Annotated in this window: 14 protein-coding genes and 1 tRNA gene; 3 read left to right on the top strand and 12 right to left on the bottom strand. The window is 66.4% G+C overall.

Annotated features, from left to right (window positions below; genetic code table 11):
- Positions 1-67: 67 nt before the first annotated feature.
- Positions 68-144: transfer RNA gene (locus tag Pcatena_RS00520), tRNA-Arg, on the top strand.
- A gap of 53 nt (positions 145-197) precedes the next feature.
- Here Pcatena_RS00520 and Pcatena_RS00515 read toward each other — a convergent pair.
- Positions 198-593 carry a hypothetical protein gene (locus tag Pcatena_RS00515; protein WP_126420672.1) on the bottom strand — a complete coding sequence of 132 codons (396 nt, stop codon included), beginning with the start codon at positions 591-593 and terminating at the stop codon, positions 198-200.
- A 172-nt stretch (positions 594-765) separates the two neighbouring features.
- Positions 766-1188: an Hsp20/alpha crystallin family protein gene (locus tag Pcatena_RS00510; RefSeq protein ID WP_126420670.1), complete on the bottom strand. Its 423-nt coding sequence runs from the start codon at positions 1186-1188 to the stop codon at positions 766-768.
- Positions 1189-1483: 295 nt separating this feature from the next.
- Here Pcatena_RS00510 and Pcatena_RS00505 point away from each other — a divergent pair, with 295 nt between their 5' ends.
- A complete protein-coding gene (locus Pcatena_RS00505; RefSeq protein ID WP_126420668.1) occupies positions 1484-1930 on the top strand; it encodes a hypothetical protein in 447 nt (148 codons plus the stop codon).
- A gap of 64 nt (positions 1931-1994) precedes the next feature.
- On the opposite strand, the gene Pcatena_RS00500 is transcribed toward Pcatena_RS00505, so the two are convergent.
- The 7 genes from Pcatena_RS00500 to dnaK form a co-directional block, all read right to left on the bottom strand.
- Positions 1995-2174, bottom strand: coding sequence for a hypothetical protein (locus tag Pcatena_RS00500; protein ID WP_232619856.1), 180 nt, complete (start codon positions 2172-2174; stop codon positions 1995-1997).
- 10 nt (positions 2175-2184) lie between these two features.
- Positions 2185-3684 carry a PASTA domain-containing protein gene (locus tag Pcatena_RS00495; protein WP_126420663.1) on the bottom strand — a complete coding sequence of 500 codons (1500 nt, stop codon included), beginning with the start codon at positions 3682-3684 and terminating at the stop codon, positions 2185-2187.
- A 127-nt stretch (positions 3685-3811) separates the two neighbouring features.
- Complete coding sequence (gene clpB, locus Pcatena_RS00490) at positions 3812-6448, bottom strand: ATP-dependent chaperone ClpB (RefSeq protein ID WP_126420661.1); 2637 nt, start codon at positions 6446-6448, stop codon at positions 3812-3814.
- 222 nt (positions 6449-6670) lie between these two features.
- Positions 6671-7105 (bottom strand): heat shock protein transcriptional repressor HspR, encoded by a 435-nt coding sequence (locus tag Pcatena_RS00485; protein ID WP_126420659.1) that lies wholly within the window; start codon positions 7103-7105, stop codon positions 6671-6673.
- A gap of 74 nt (positions 7106-7179) precedes the next feature.
- Entirely contained in the window at positions 7180-8118 is a 939-nt protein-coding gene (locus tag Pcatena_RS00480) for a DnaJ C-terminal domain-containing protein (RefSeq protein WP_126420657.1), read from the bottom strand.
- A gap of 67 nt (positions 8119-8185) precedes the next feature.
- Positions 8186-9064: a nucleotide exchange factor GrpE gene (locus Pcatena_RS00475; protein ID WP_229059606.1), complete on the bottom strand. Its 879-nt coding sequence runs from the start codon at positions 9062-9064 to the stop codon at positions 8186-8188.
- A gap of 13 nt (positions 9065-9077) precedes the next feature.
- Positions 9078-10982: a molecular chaperone DnaK gene (dnaK, locus tag Pcatena_RS00470; protein ID WP_126420655.1), complete on the bottom strand. Its 1905-nt coding sequence runs from the start codon at positions 10980-10982 to the stop codon at positions 9078-9080.
- A 429-nt stretch (positions 10983-11411) separates the two neighbouring features.
- Here dnaK and Pcatena_RS00465 point away from each other — a divergent pair, with 429 nt between their 5' ends.
- The gene (locus Pcatena_RS00465) at positions 11412-11597 is read left to right on the top strand and encodes an indolepyruvate ferredoxin oxidoreductase subunit alpha (protein ID WP_126420653.1); all 186 of its coding nucleotides are present in this window, start codon (positions 11412-11414) and stop codon (positions 11595-11597) included.
- A 185-nt stretch (positions 11598-11782) separates the two neighbouring features.
- On the opposite strand, the gene dapD is transcribed toward Pcatena_RS00465, so the two are convergent.
- The 3 genes from dapD to dapA all read right to left on the bottom strand — a co-directional run bounded on the left by dapD (position 11783) and on the right by dapA (position 14210).
- Positions 11783-12487, bottom strand: a complete 705-nt coding sequence (gene dapD, locus Pcatena_RS00460) for a 2,3,4,5-tetrahydropyridine-2,6-dicarboxylate N-acetyltransferase (protein WP_126420651.1) — start codon at positions 12485-12487, stop codon at positions 11783-11785.
- Positions 12488-12556: 69 nt separating this feature from the next.
- A complete protein-coding gene (gene dapB, locus Pcatena_RS00455; protein WP_232619855.1) occupies positions 12557-13327 on the bottom strand; it encodes a 4-hydroxy-tetrahydrodipicolinate reductase in 771 nt (256 codons plus the stop codon).
- Positions 13320-14210: a 4-hydroxy-tetrahydrodipicolinate synthase gene (gene dapA, locus Pcatena_RS00450; protein ID WP_126420650.1), complete on the bottom strand. Its 891-nt coding sequence runs from the start codon at positions 14208-14210 to the stop codon at positions 13320-13322. The genes dapB and dapA overlap by 8 nt, the downstream gene beginning before the upstream one ends.
- Between the last annotated feature and the right edge of the window lie 10 nt (positions 14211-14220).

Raw genomic sequence — 14220 nt, 5'->3', positions numbered from 1 at the left:
TAGCTCAACTTTTTTCATTTTTTGCTTGACGCATTAGCCCTAGAGGTGCAATATATCTAACTGCGCTGCGGCATTAGCTCAGCTGGATAGAGCGTTTGACTACGAATCAAAAGGTCATAGGTTCGAATCCTATATGCCGCACCATTACATGCACGAGGCCGGAACCCACGGGTTCCGGCCTCTTTTGCTGTCTCGGGCTACGAAGCGATTGCACCCGCCTCCTCCCTGCACACGATTCCGCCCTCATCCGCGCACGCGTAGGCATAGGGAATGCCCGCGCCATCCATGAGGTCGAGCAGATCCGAGAGCTCCGTGTCGCTTTGGGAGAAGTAGGACCTGATTGCATCCGCAAGCCCCGCGGAAGACTCGCCATGCAAGGCGCACACGAGCCCCGCCTCGCGCTCCTCGCCCAGCCGAACGCAGGAGACCCGCCATGCCGAGCCAAAGGCCTCGCTCGTTTGCTCTCCTCGCGTTCCGTAGTAGACGAGCAGGACCGCAGCCCGGCGCTCCAGCACAACGACGCGCTCGTCTCCCCCACACCGCTCTCTTAGCACCACGCACCGCTCGAGCAGCCCGATTCCCGTATCGCCCATGTCCGCATCTCCTCTCTCGCGCCTAATCGCCGAGAGCATACGACCCGTTGCGGACATGAAATCGAACTTGTGTTTGCCTTATGGAGGCTGGCCCGTCGCGCCCCCCTGCGCCACAAACAAAAAAGGGCCGCCGCAAAGCGACGACCCCAGGCACGGTATTGCCCGTCTGCCGTTAGTCGATGGAGACCTTCGTGACGTTGGCCTTCTCGTCCTGCTTGGGAACGTTGACGATCAGAATGCCGTCCGCAAGCTTGGCGGAGAGACCCGCGGTGGCGGCGTCCTTCAGGAAGACGCCACGCGTGCAGGTGTACTCGCCGGTCTCACGCTGCAGGTAGTTCTTGGACTTCTGCTCGTCAGAGTCCTTCTTGTCCACCGTGATGGACAGACGGCCCTCGTTGAGCTCGACGTCAATCTGGTCACGCGTGACACCGGGGACATGGGCGCTGATGACGTACTTGTCGCCCGCGTCCTCGACGTCCATCTTGAAGTCTGCCGGCGTGGACACCGGAGCCAGGAAGCTGTCGAAGACGTCATCAAACGGGAAGACCGAACGCGCGAGCCTGTTGTAACGGTCGTAAGGAATCATGCTTGCCATAGTTACCAACTCCTCTTGTTGGATGCGGGCGCCCCGTGGATCCTGCGCCCCTCGTTTCATCAGTTGTTGTTCCCGCCTGACATGGTTCTATTCATCGTCACGCAAGATTTCTCAATTATTTTGCTCATAAAACCTAAGCGTGTTTGACTTAGGTTCAAGGACGCCAGGCATCGTGCAAACCTTTCAGGAGGCTTTGGGAGGCATGTCGGATTCAAGGGGCCGCAAGAGAGCGCCGCCGGGACCCACGGGGCGGGGTACACTCTGTTGAGTTACAGCGAGTCCCGAAAGAGGATGCATGGGCACGGACGACATGAACGAACTCGAACCAGAGGAGCCCACCTTCGAGCAGGCGAGCCAGGAGGCTCCCGTATCGGAGGCACGCGAGGAGCACGAGCCGGCTCCCCGACCCGCCTACGTGCGCGAGCCCAGGCACCACAAGAGCCAGCCGCCCGTGAATGACGTCCAGGCGGACGAGACGTACGACAACCAGTACTCCCACGAGTCCGGCTACACGCTCTCGACGCGCAATCGCATGTCGCGCGGCGCCTATCGCAGCGCCCGCTCCCAGGAGACGAAGGTCCGCCAGGAGCTCAAGTATGGCCAGTACCTCTCCGTTCCCAAGGGAAGCCGCGAGATCTTTGGCTCGCGGGAGCGCCAGCAGCGCCGCACGATCGCGACGGTTGCCGTCGTGGTAGCGGTTATCGCGATCGTCGCGCTGCTCGTCGTTCTGCTCCTCCAGTAGAGGGTTCCCCATAGACGAATCGAGGCCCGCCTGGCACGTGTCAGGCGGGCCTCGTCATAGGGCGCTAGCTCCAGGGGTCGCGCTCGAACATGGGCTCGGGCGCCGGCCTGCGATCAGAGTAGGGATCGTAGCCGTCATCGTCCTCGTTCTCCGCACGAACACACGGGTCCGCGAGCATCGGCGCCGCAGCATCATGACGCTCGTGGGCGGCTTCGCGCGTCGCCGGCTTCTTCTCGTCACTCATGGCTCCCCCATCAGTCCGAGCCCAGGGCATACGCGAGGTACACCCCAAGCGAGTCACCGTACTTGCTCAGGTCAACGTCATCGTACAGGCCGGCGGGAGCGCACGTCACCACGACGCCTCGCTCGCGCACGAGGATGGCCCAGACGAAAGCATCCTGCTCGCCATATCCCACGACGTAGCGACGGGACGGCGCGGCGGCGCCCGTGGCACGCGCCACGTCATCCCCCGAGAGCGTTCCCTCGAGGCTCTCCAGCCCGCAGCGCGCGGCCCATGTTGAGACGGTCGCGGCGTTCACCTGCGGGTCCGCATCGTCCCCGGTCAGGACGGGCTCAAAGCGCACGCCGGCAATCGGCGAGCCCTGGGCAAGCACGTCACTCGTGAACAGGCTTCCGAGGAACACCCCATGGGCAGGCGAGAGCGGCCGGGGCGTAAACGTGAGCGCTCCCACGCCCGCCTTCTTCCAGCCGGTCTCGGCATACTCGCCCTGCGCAAGCGAGCCCGCGCCAGGCTCCGTGACGCCATACTCGAACGACCAGCCCTTCCAGCGAAGGTAGGCCGAGACGTCCCTCGGATCTGAGGCAAGGTAGTCGGCCACGTGCGCCTCGGAGCTCGCGCCCGGTGCCACGACGGTCACCGTGACCGTGGCGCCCGCGCTTGCGCGCTCCCCCGCCCGGGGCGAGGTGGACAGCACCGTGAGGGAATCCCCCTCGGCCTCCTGCCACTCCACCCTTGACGCGAGGCCAGCCTCGCCTATGACCCTTGCGGCCTCGTCCTGGGAAAGGCCCACGACGTCTGGCACGGTGTAGGGCTGGGCCACGACGAGCGTCACCTGCTCGTCGGCCGTGACGACGGAGCCGGCGGCGGGAGCGCACGAGAGCACCATGCCCTCCTCGTCGTCCGAGTTTCTGTACTCGAGGCGCAGGTTCGTGATGTCGGCGTCATCCAGCCGCGAGCGTGCGTCGTCGAGCGAGAGGCCCACGATGGAGGGGACCGTCCTTGGGACGCCCACTCCGAGCTCAACCGTTGAGCCGCGACGCGCCCGCGCGCCCACCTGGGGATTCGTGTAGAGGGCCGTGCCCGCGCCAGAGTCTGTGGGGACGTCCATCACGCTCACGTCAAAGCCGGCGTCGCGAAGCGCCGAGGTGGCGCCTGCCTCCGTGAGGCCCGTAACGTCAGGGACGCTCACGCCTCCCCAGAGCTCGGCTTGGTAGGTGATTGCCGCCAGCAAAAGGCACAGGGCCACGGCGAGAACGGCGGCAAGGGCGCAGCGGCGGCGCTTGTCGCCATCGGGGGCAGGCGCAGCATCCCGCTCGGGCCCCGGCCCCTCGCCCTCGCCTAGGCTTGTCGTTGCGGCAGGCGCAAGCTCGGTCGTCTCGTCATCGGGACGCGATTGCGGGGCTGGCATGGGAAGCGTTCCGCCGTCAGCCTTTCGCTCGGGCTCAGGGCGCTTGCCCACGCCACCCGGGAGCAGCTCGGTGGGCTCTGGGGACTGGCCCTCATCGTCACTCATGGTCGCTCCAATCGGTCGGTTATCGGATGAGGCGAGGTTCGCGTGCCCAGGGCAGAAAGAGCGCCCGGGGCCACAAGGGCCTCGGGCGCTATCATCCCACGTTTCTCGCCCTGGCCGGGCGGGCACGCTACTCGACCTCGTCGGGCCTCACGGCGGCACCCGCGGGCTTGGCCGCCACGCGCTCGGCGTAGAAGTCGTTGTCATCGCGGACGTCCACACGCACGGTGTCGCCCTCGTGCAGCTCGCCAGCGATGATGAGATTCGCGACGTTGTCCACGACCTGCCTCTGGATGAGGCGCTTGAGCGGACGCGCGCCATAGACCGGGTCGAGGCCGTCAAGCGCGAGCGCCTGGATGGCCGCCGGAGTGAGCTCAAGCGAAATGCGCTCGTTGTCGAGGCGGTCGCGCACGCCCTTGAGCTGGATGTCGACGATCTTCTCGATGTCATCGAGGCCCAGCGGATGGAACACGACGATGTCGTCGATGCGGTTGAGGAACTCGGGCTTGAACGTGGCACGCAGGGCGTCGTTGACCTGCTTGTCCACCTCGGCCTTGCTCGCGCCATCCTGCTCGCCCGCAGCGATGGCCTGGCTGCCCACGTTGGACGTCATGATGATGATCGTGTTCTTGAAGCTCACGACCCTGCCCTGGCCGTCCGTGAGGCGGCCGTCGTCGAGCACCTGCAGCAGGATGTTGAAGACGTCTGGATGGGCCTTCTCCATCTCGTCCATGAGGATGACGGAGTAGGGACGGCGGCGCACAGCCTCGGCGAGCTGACCGCCCTCGTCATAGCCCACGTATCCCGGGGGCGCGCCGATGAGGCGCTGGACGCTGAACTTCTCCATGTACTCGGACATGTCGATGCGCACCAAGGCGCGCTCGTCGTCGAACAGGTAGTCCGCAAGCGCCTTGGCGAGCTCCGTCTTGCCCACGCCGGTGGGGCCAAGGAAGAAGAAGCTGCCGAGCGGGCGGTTAGGGTCTGCCAGGCCGGCGCGGCTGCGGCGCACGGCGGCGGCCACGGCGTTGACGGCCGCGTCCTGGCCCACGACGCGCTTGTGGAGCTCGGCCTCGAGGTTCTGGAGCTTCTCGACCTCGCCCTGCATCATCTTGGACACGGGCACGCCCGTCCAGGCGCTCACGACCTCGGCGATCTCCTCGCTCGTGACCTCCTCCTTGAGCACGCCGCCCTCCGCCTGCTTGGCGTTGAGCGCGGCCTCGGCCTCGTCATAGCGCCTCTGCAGGTCCGGGATGGTCGAGAAGCGCAGCTCGGAGGCGCGGGCGAGGTCTCCGGCGCGCGTGGCGCGCTCCTCCTCGGTCTTGGCGTCGTCAATCTGGCGCTTGAGGTCCTGCACCTGGTCGATGGCGCCCTTCTCGTTCTGCCACTTGGCCTTCATGCCGTCGAGCTTCTCGCGCGTGGTGGCGATCTCCTTGCGAAGGGTCTCGAGGCGCTCCTTGCTCGCGGCATCCTCCTCCTTCATGAGGGCCTGCTCCTCGATCTGCATCTGCGTGAGCTGGCGGTCCACCGCGTCGATGTCGGAGGGCATGCTGTCGAGCTCCATGCGCAGGCGGCTCGCCGCCTCGTCCACGAGGTCGATGGCCTTGTCGGGCAGGAAGCGGTCCGCGATGTAGCGGTTGGAGAGGTCGGCGGCAGAGACGAGCGCGGCGTCGGTGATGCGCACGCCGTGGTGCATCTCGTACTTCTCCTTGAGGCCACGCAGGATGGAGATCGTGTCCTCGACGGTGGGCTCGCTCACGAGCACCGTCTGGAAGCGGCGGGCAAGCGCGGCGTCCTTCTCGATGTACTTGCGGTACTCGTCGAGCGTGGTGGCGCCGATGGCGTGCAGCTCGCCGCGCGCCAGGGCGGGCTTCAGGATGTTGCCCGCGTCCATGGAGCCCTCGGTGGCGCCGGCGCCCACGATGGTGTGCAGCTCGTCGATGAACAGGATGATGCGGCCGTTGGCTTTCTCGATCTCCTTGAGCACGCTCTTGAGGCGGTCCTCGAACTCGCCGCGGTACTTGGCGCCGGCCACGAGCGAGCTCATGTCAAGCTCCACGAGCTCCTTGTCCTTGAGGGTGGAGGGCACGTCTCCGGCGACGATGCGCTCGGCCAGGCCCTCGACGATGGCCGTCTTGCCAACGCCCGGCTCGCCAATGAGGACGGGGTTGTTCTTCGTGCGGCGCGAGAGCACCTGGATGGTGCGGCGAATCTCCTCCACACGCCCGATGACCGGGTCGAGCTTGCCCTGGCGCGCGAGGTCGGTCACATTGCGGCCGTAGCGCTCGAGGGCCTCGAACTCGGGCTTGGAGTCCTGGCTCGTCACGCGCTCGTCACCGCGAAGGTCGTTGTAGGCGTCCTGGACGCGCTTGCTCGTGACGCCCGCGGCCTTGAGGATGCGGCCGGCGTCCGAGCGGTCGTCCGCGAGGGCGCACAGCAGGTGCTCGCTCGTGACGTAGGAGTCGCCGAGCTTCGTGGCGAGCTTCTCGGCCGCGTCGACGACCTTCACGAAGTCATTCGAGAGCCCCACTTGCTGGCCCGAGCCGCTCACCTTGGGCTCGCGGGAGATCTGCTCGTCCACGGCGCCGGCGATGGCGCGCGGGTCCGCGCCCACACGCTCGATGATGGAGCTGAGGTTGCGCTCGCCGGAGTCGAGCAGCGCCTTGAGCAGGTGCACCGGCTCGACGGAGCCCGCCTCGGCGTCCGTGGCAACGCCGATGGACGCCTGGAGCGCCTCCTGGGCCGTTACGGCCATCTTGTCTAGTCTCATATCGATCACCTCTCCTGGATGCCGCCGGCACAGCCGGACGATGCCGGCCGTGCGGGGCTGTCGCCCTTGTGGGCGACGTCGCTTATCGAGGTTGTATATTCCCACCTACATGGAACGATATACAAAATCTAAGTCCATTGATAGCAGATTTTGCGGCGCACAAAAAAGCGGGCAGCCAAGGCCGCCCGCCCCGTGACTCCATGTGCCCAAGCAGCCGAGCGGCTACTCCGCGTCTGAGCCCTCGACCTTGCCGCCGAGAAGGCCGCGCATGACCTTCTCGGGCGTCATGCCCTCGTAGGGGGCCAGCGCCGTGATGCGCTCGCGGGTCTTGAACTCACGCACCTGGTCCTCCAGCTCGCGCACGCGGGCGCGCATCTCGTCTATCTCGTGCTCCATCTCCTCCTCGTGCTCGCGCATGTCGAGGATGCGCACGACACCGGCGAGGTTGATTCCCTCGTCCGTGAGACGGCCAATGAGCTCGAGGCGCTCGATGTCGGCCTGCGAGTAGAGACGCGTGTTGCCGCGGGAGCGCCCCGGGTTCACGAGGCCCTTCTGCTCGTAGACGCGAAGCGTCTGCGGGTGCATGCCCGTGAGCTCGGCGGCGACGCTGATCATGTAGAGCGGCTTGTTGCGGCCCTCTTCGTTCTTGTGCGCCATCTGCGGCTCTCCCCTCCTGCGGGGTGGCTTGCACCCCATACGGGCGCCGGAGCCGATGCCCCGGCGCCCGGAAGCTATGCCTTGAAGTACTTCTCGACGTCCTTGCGGTAGTCGCGCTCATCGGCGTCACGCAGTGCCTCGAGGGCCTCGCGCTCCTTGGCGGACAGCCGCGTTGGGATCTGGGCGCGAACGGTGACGTACATGGCGCCAAACGTGCCACGGCGCTTCACGTTCGGCGCTCCCAGGTCACGGAAGCGGAACGTCTTGCCGTCCTGCGTGCCGGCCGGGATGCGCAGCTTGAGCGTGTTGCCGCCCGGCGTAGGCACCTTGACCGAGGCACCGAGGGCGAGGTCCCAGATGCTCACGGGAAGCTCGAGGCGGACGTCGGCCCCATCGCGCTTGAACAGCGGATGCTCGGCCACGCTCGTCGTGATGACGAGCGAGCCGCGCGGACCACCGTTGCTGCCATACTCGCCGCGGTCGTGATAGCGCAGCTTCATGCCGTCGTAGGCGCCGGCGGGAACCTCGACCGTGAGCTTGGCGCGCTCGCCCGTCGAAGGCACCATGTACGAGACGTCGCGCTTCGTGCCCTTGAACGCCTCCTCCGGCGTGAGGCTGATCGTGAGCGTGAGGTCACTGCCGCGCATGGACCTGCGCGCCTGCTGGCCGGCGGCCCCACCAAAGATGGTGGAGAAGTCAAAGCCGCCGAAGCCATCGCCGCCGCGCATGTTCGTGAACATGTCGGCCCAGTTGCCGCCCACGTTGGTGGAGTAGGAGTAGCCGCCCGCGCCGCCGCCCGGCATGCCACCGAACATGAGCATCTGGTCATACTCGCGACGCTTCTTCTCGTCACCGAGCGTCTCGTACGCCTCGCTGATCTCCTTGAACTTCTGCTCGTCTCCGCCGGCGTCGGGGTGGTACTTCACCGCGAGCTTGCGAAACGCCTTCTTGATCTCGTCGGCAGAGGCGTCTTTCTTGACGCCCAACACGTCGTAGAACGTCCTTTGCGCCATGGCGAAGGGCACCCCCTCTCAATCAGATGCGTGCGCCCGAGCTGATGGCCCGGGCGCACGCGGTTCGTTACTTGGACTCGGCCTCTCCAGCGTCCGCGTCGCCCTCTGCGGGCTCGGCGGGCCTCTTGGCGCCGCCGTAGGTGACGGTCACCATGGCCGGCCGGACGACCTTGCCGCCCATGCGATAGCCCTTCTGGTAGACGTCCGCGACGGTCTCATCGTACTCGTCGGGGTTCTCCACGCGTCCGACGGCCTGGTGATCCATCGGGTCGAACGGCTGGCCGGCGGGGTCGATGACCTCGACGCCCTGCTTCTCGAGCACCGAGACTACCTTCTCGTGCACGGCGGAGACGCCGTCTGCGAGCTGTTGGGCAACGTCGTTGCCCTCGGCAGACGCCTGGGCGTGCGCGATGGCGCGCTCGAGGTCGTCGATGGCGGGCAGCAGGTCCTTCACGAGACCCTCGCAGGCACGCTCGCGCTCGGTCACGCGGTCGCGCTCGGTGCGGCGGCGGTAGTTCTCCCAGTCCGCCTGGAGGCGCGAGAGCCTGTCCGCGGACGCAGCGGCCTCGGCCTTGGCGGCCTCGATGTCGTCCGAGACGCTCGCGAGCTTCTTGGCGAGCTCGTCGCGCTCGGCACGCAGGCCGTCCGCCTCGGACTTGAAGTCCTGCTCGGCCGCGGCCTCGCCGGCCTTGATGGCCGCCTCGACGCGGGCCCGCTCGTCATCCTCGTCGGCATCGGCCGCGGCGTTGCCCTCGGCGTCGTCCGGCTCTATGACCTCGGCCTCGACGGCCTGGGGCTCCTCCTGCTGGGCGTCGGCGGTCTGCTCGGGCTTCTCGTCGCCCTCGACCTCGATGTCGACCTTCACGTCGTCCCCCTCGGGGCTCGGCGCGGGGGCCTCGGGTGCCCCCGCCTGGTTCCTATCGTTCACGGTGGTGCGAGCCATCATGACTCACCCCTCGCTACTGGTTGTCCTTGTCGTCGTCGACGACCTCGTAGTCGGCGTCGACCACGTCGTCGGAGCCACCCTGCTGGGCGGCGCTGTCACCGGCGGCCGCATCGGCCTGGGCGCTGGAGTAGACGACCTCGGCGAGCTTGTGGCCAACCTCCTGGAGCTTGTCGCCGGCGGCCTTGATGGCGTCGACGTCCGTGCCGTCGAGGGCCTTGCGGGCCTCGGCCACGGCGTCCTCGGCCTGCTTCTTCATGTCAGCGGGGACCTTGTCGCCGAGCTCCTTGACGGTCTGCTCGGTGGAGTAGGCAAGGCTATCGGTCTGGTTGCGGACCTCGATCTCGTCCTTGCGCTTCTTGTCCTCCTCGGCGTGGGACTCGGCGTCCTTGACCATGCGGTCGACCTCGTCGTCGGACAGGGCGGTGGAGCCGGAGATGGTGATCTGCTGCTCCTTGCCGGTGCCCTTGTCCTTGGCCGTGACCTTCACGATGCCGTTGGCGTCGATGTCGAACGTGACCTCAATCTGGGGCACGCCACGACGGGCAGCGGGGATACCGGTGAGCTGGAACTTGCCGAGGCTCTTGTTGTCGGCGGCCATCTCGCGCTCGCCCTGCAGGACGTTGATCTCAACGGACGTCTGGTTGTCGGCAGCCGTGGAGTAGACCTCGGTCTTGGAGGTCGGGATCGTGGTGTTGCGGTCGATCATCTTGGTCATGACGCCGCCCATGGTCTCGACGCCAAGGGACAGCGGGGTCACGTCGAGCAGCAGGATGCCCTCGACGTCACCGGTGAGCACGCCGCCCTGGACGGCAGCGCCGTCGGCGACGACCTCGTCCGGGTTCACGGACATGTTGGGCTGCTTGCCCGTGATCTGCTTCACGAGCTCCTGGACGGCAGGCATACGGGTGGAGCCACCGACGAGGATGACCTCGGAGACCTCGGAGATCTGCATGTTGGCGTCATGCAGGGCCTTCGTCACAGGGGCCTTGCAGCGGTCGAGCAGGTCACGCGTGATCTTCTCGAACTCGGCGCGGGTGAGCGTGTAGTTGAGGTGCAGCGGGCCGGACTGGTTCATCGTGATGAACGGCAGGTTGATGGTGGTCTGCTGGCCAGCGGAGAGCTCCTTCTTGGCGTTCTCGGCAGCCTCCTTCAGGCGCTGCAGGGCCATGGGGTCCTGACGCAGATCGACGCCGTTCTCCTGCTGGAACTTGTCAGCCATCCAGTCGATGACGCGCTGGTCCCAGTCATCGCCGCCCAGGTGGTTGTCACCGTTGGTGGCGAGGACCTCGAACACGCCGTCGGCGAGGTCGAGCAGAGAGACGTCGAACGTGCCGCCGCCCAGGTCGAAGACGAGGACCTTCTGCTCGGTGCCCTTCTTGTCCAGGCCGTAGGCAAGGGCAGCGGCCGTGGGCTCGTTCACGATGCGCTTGACGTTGAGGCCCGCGATCTTGCCGGCGTCCTTGGTGGCCTGACGCTGGGCGTCATTGAAGTAGGCCGGGACGGTGATGACGGCGTCCGTGACCGTCTCGCCAAGGTACTTCTCGGCGTCGGCCTTCATCTTGGAGAGGATCATGGCGCTGACCTGCTCGGGCGTGAAGTCCTCGCCCTCGATCTCCACGACGGCGCGGCCGCCCTGGCCCTCCTTGACGGAGTACGGGACGGTCTTGAGCTCGGAGGCGCACTCGGAGTACTTGCGGCCCATGAAGCGCTTGATGGAGAACACGGTGTTCTTGGGGTTGGTCACGGCCTGGTTCTTGGCGGCCTTGCCCACGATGCGGTCACCCTCGGAGCGGAAGCCCACGACGGACGGGGTGGTGCGGTCGCCCTCGGCGTTCACGATGATCGTGGGCTGACCACCCTCGAGCACCGCCATCGCGGAGTTGGTGGTACCAAGGTCGATACCCAGAATCTTGCCCATGGTGCGGTCCTTTCCTTCTGCGTGCGGCCGCCCTGGGGCGCCGCCCGCGCTTTTAATCTCTTTGTACGTTTGGGGTTATGCCCCCTGCGCACTCATTCTATACATTATCTAAGTCTCTTCACATAAGGTTTTTTGAGGTGTTTGGCATAGGGTCTTGGCGTCACGTCGCTGGCCTGCCCTTTCAAGGATGCAGGGCACGTCCGGCCGAGCGCACCTGAAGCTTCGGACAAAAATACCCCTCATTAGTGGGATTTTCTCAGCGATGTGCCCGATTTGGGGCACTCCAGACCAATTCCCAATCGTGCCTTGCAAACGGGCGCGCGACTGGTATTCTCACCTAAAGGAGCTGGTAGAAAGGTTACCAAGGCTTACTTTTAAGCCCGACGACCCTTGCTCCCGGCAGTAAAAAACACGATGAAGGGAATCATCATGGCCCATCCCGTTATCAACGCTGACGAGTGCGTCGCCTGCGGCGTCTGCGTCGACACCTGCCCCTGCGACGTTCTCGAGCTCGAGGACGTTGCCACCGTCAAGGACGAGGACTCCTGCGTGGCCTGCGGCTCCTGCCAGGAGGCCTGCCCCGCCGGTGCCATCACCGAGATCGCCGAGGACTAGCTTCTCGCCAAACGGGACACGCCGCGGAGAGGCAGTGTGAGCCCCGTGCGCCACGGGGAGCCCTCGGGCTTGGGCGCACAACGACAGAGGGACGGACAAGCCAAGCGCCTGTCCGTCCCTCTTCTTATATCTATCTAAGCTATCGCCCTTGTGGCGGCCGCGAGGGCCAGACGGGCCGCGCGCGCCTACAGCGTGCGCAGCGCGTCGACGAGCGACACCTTGCCGCTCGCGACCTCGCTCGCCTGCTTGATGACCCTGGCGGGAACGCCGGCCACGACGGCGCCGGCGGGCACGTCCTCGATGACGACAGCGCCAGCTGCCACGACGGCGCCCCTGCCCACGCGAACGCCCTCGAGCACCACGGCGTTGGCGCCGATGAGCACGTCGTCCTCGATGACGACGGGCGTGGCGCTCGCAGGCTCCACCACGCCGGCGAGGACGGTGCCGGCACCGATGTGGCAGTTTTTGCCCACCGTGGCGCGACCACCGAGAATGGCGCCCATGTCGATCATCGTGCCGTCGCCGATGATCGAGCCGATGTTGATGACGGCGCCCATCATGATGACGGCGTTGTCGCCGATCTCAACCTTGTCGCGGATGATGGCACCCGGCTCGATGCGGGCGTGGATGCCCTTCTTGTCGAGCATGGGCACGCCCGTGTTGCGGCCGTCGTTCTCTACCACCAGATCGTCAATGGCGCCGGCGGCCTGCTCGAGCACGGGGCCGAGAAGTGCCCAGTCGCCAAAGACGACCTTGTTCTGCTCGGTGCCAAAGACGTGCTCGGCGCAGGAGAGGTCGACGCTCGCACCCTCCTTGAGGCGAATGTAAGCCTTGACCGGCGTCTTCTTGGGTGCCGTGGCGATGTAGTTGATGATTTCCTGAGCGTCCATGCGCTGCATCCCTTCAGGCCGCGAACGGCGGCCGATAGCGTTTTCTCGATTTCTTGGCCAGCCGAATGGCTAGTTGAACATGACCTCGTCGAAGCCATAGAAGCCCGGCTCGCGGCCGGCCATCTTGCGGGCGGCGGCAAGCGCGCCGTTCACGAAGATCTGGCGGCTCGTGGCGCGGTGCGTGAGCGAGACCTCCTCGTCGGTGCCGAAGAAGCTCACTGTGTGCACGCCGGCGACCGTGCCGCCGCGCAGCGAGTGCATGCCCACCTCGCGGGGGTCACGCTTGCCAACCATGCCCTCGCGACCATAGACCGGGTGGTACTCGCCGCGGCCCTCCTCGGCCTCGGTGGCAACCACGGCGTCAAGCAGAAGCTTTGCCGTGCCGCTGGGCGCATCGACCTTCTGGTTGTGGTGCGTCTCGACGATCTCGACGTCAAAGCCGGCAAGCTCGCGGGCGGCAAGCGTCGCGGCGTGGCGCAGCGCGGCGATACCCAGCGAGTAGTTGCCCGATTGCAGCACGGCGCTCGTCTTGGCAAGGGAGCGCAGCTCCGCCATCTGCTCGTCGGTGTAGCCCGTGGTGCCCGAGACGAGCGCGGCACCCGTGCGGCGCACGTAGCTGGCCACGGCCGGCAGCGTCACGACGTTCGAGAAGTCGATGAGGACGTCGGCGGCAGGGGCGGCGTCGGCGGCGGAGAGGTCAAAGCCGATCTGGGCCACGACCTCGAACGCGGCCGAGCCCTCCTCGGTGCGCGCGGCCTCGGCCGTGGAGCGGATGAGCGAGCCCATGCGGCCCTCGCCCATGATGGCGACGCGAATGGGGGCGGCGTTCTCGCTAGTCAATGAGACCAGCTCCCTTCATGGCATCGAGCAGGGCGGCCTTGGGGCCCTCGCTCATGGGAACGAGCGGCAGACGGTAGTTGGCGTCGATGAGCCCCATCTGGGCGAGCGCCTCCTTGACGGGAATGGGGTTGACCTCGCCGAACAGGGCGGAGATGAGCGGCTGGCCCTCCACCTGGATGCGCGTGGCGCGCTCGGCGTCACCGTCGAGGTAGGCGCGGCACATCTCGTGGACGAGGGCCGGCTGCACGTCTGCCCACACGCTGATGGTGCCCGAGCCGCCGAGCGCCATGAGCGGCACCGTGAGCGCGTCCTCGCCGGAGTAGAGGCGGAAGTCATCGGACAGGCAGTGGGCGATGCTCGCGGCGTAGGCCATGTTGCCGCTCGCCTCCTTGATGCCCATCACGTTGGGGTGGGCGGCCAGGCGCTCGACGTTGCGCACGGAGATGGAGCAGCCGGTGCGCCCGGGGATGTTGTAGAGGATGCAGGGGATGTCGGTGGCGTCCGCCGTGTGCTTGAGGTGCTGGTAGATGCCTTCCTCGTTGGACTTGTTGTAGTAGGGCGAGATGATGAGGACGGCGTCGGCCCCCAGCCTCTGGTACGTGAGGCTCTTGGCCGTCTGCACCGCGGTGCAGTTGGAGCCCGACCCCGCGATGACGGGCACGCGGCCGGCCACGTGGTCTACGACGAACTTGACGACGGAGTTGTCCTCCTCGTCGGTCATCGTGGCGCTCTCGCCGGTGGTGCCCAGCGTGAGGATCGCGTCCGTGCCGTTCTCGACGTGGAACTCGAGCAGGCGCTCGAGCTGGTCGAAGTTGACGGAGCCGTCCTCGCTGAACGGCGTGACAAGGGCCACGATCGATCCCTCGAGCTTGCGAACGTCCATGTTGTCTCCT

The organism is Parolsenella catena, from assembly GCF_003966955.1.
GTDB classification, from domain to species: domain Bacteria; phylum Actinomycetota; class Coriobacteriia; order Coriobacteriales; family Atopobiaceae; genus Parolsenella; species Parolsenella catena.
Note: the sequence above shows the minus strand (reverse complement) of the source record. Positions and strands in the feature narration are given on the sequence as shown.

Coding starts and splice junctions, on each gene's coding strand:
- Pcatena_RS00515 (WP_126420672.1), bottom strand. CDS start 593: ATGGGCGATACGGGAATCGGGCTGCTCGAGCGGTGCGTGGTGCTAAGA.
- Pcatena_RS00510 (WP_126420670.1), bottom strand. CDS start 1,188: ATGGCAAGCATGATTCCTTACGACCGTTACAACAGGCTCGCGCGTTCG.
- Pcatena_RS00505 (WP_126420668.1), top strand. CDS start 1,484: ATGGGCACGGACGACATGAACGAACTCGAACCAGAGGAGCCCACCTTC.
- Pcatena_RS00500 (WP_232619856.1), bottom strand. CDS start 2,174: ATGAGTGACGAGAAGAAGCCGGCGACGCGCGAAGCCGCCCACGAGCGT.
- Pcatena_RS00495 (WP_126420663.1), bottom strand. CDS start 3,684: ATGAGTGACGATGAGGGCCAGTCCCCAGAGCCCACCGAGCTGCTCCCG.
- clpB (WP_126420661.1), bottom strand. CDS start 6,448: ATGAGACTAGACAAGATGGCCGTAACGGCCCAGGAGGCGCTCCAGGCG.
- Pcatena_RS00485 (WP_126420659.1), bottom strand. CDS start 7,105: ATGGCGCACAAGAACGAAGAGGGCCGCAACAAGCCGCTCTACATGATC.
- Pcatena_RS00480 (WP_126420657.1), bottom strand. CDS start 8,118: ATGGCGCAAAGGACGTTCTACGACGTGTTGGGCGTCAAGAAAGACGCC.
- Pcatena_RS00475 (WP_229059606.1), bottom strand. CDS start 9,064: ATGATGGCTCGCACCACCGTGAACGATAGGAACCAGGCGGGGGCACCC.
- dnaK (WP_126420655.1), bottom strand. CDS start 10,982: ATGGGCAAGATTCTGGGTATCGACCTTGGTACCACCAACTCCGCGATG.
- Pcatena_RS00465 (WP_126420653.1), top strand. CDS start 11,412: ATGGCCCATCCCGTTATCAACGCTGACGAGTGCGTCGCCTGCGGCGTC.
- dapD (WP_126420651.1), bottom strand. CDS start 12,487: ATGGACGCTCAGGAAATCATCAACTACATCGCCACGGCACCCAAGAAG.
- dapA (WP_126420650.1), bottom strand. CDS start 14,210: ATGGACGTTCGCAAGCTCGAGGGATCGATCGTGGCCCTTGTCACGCCG.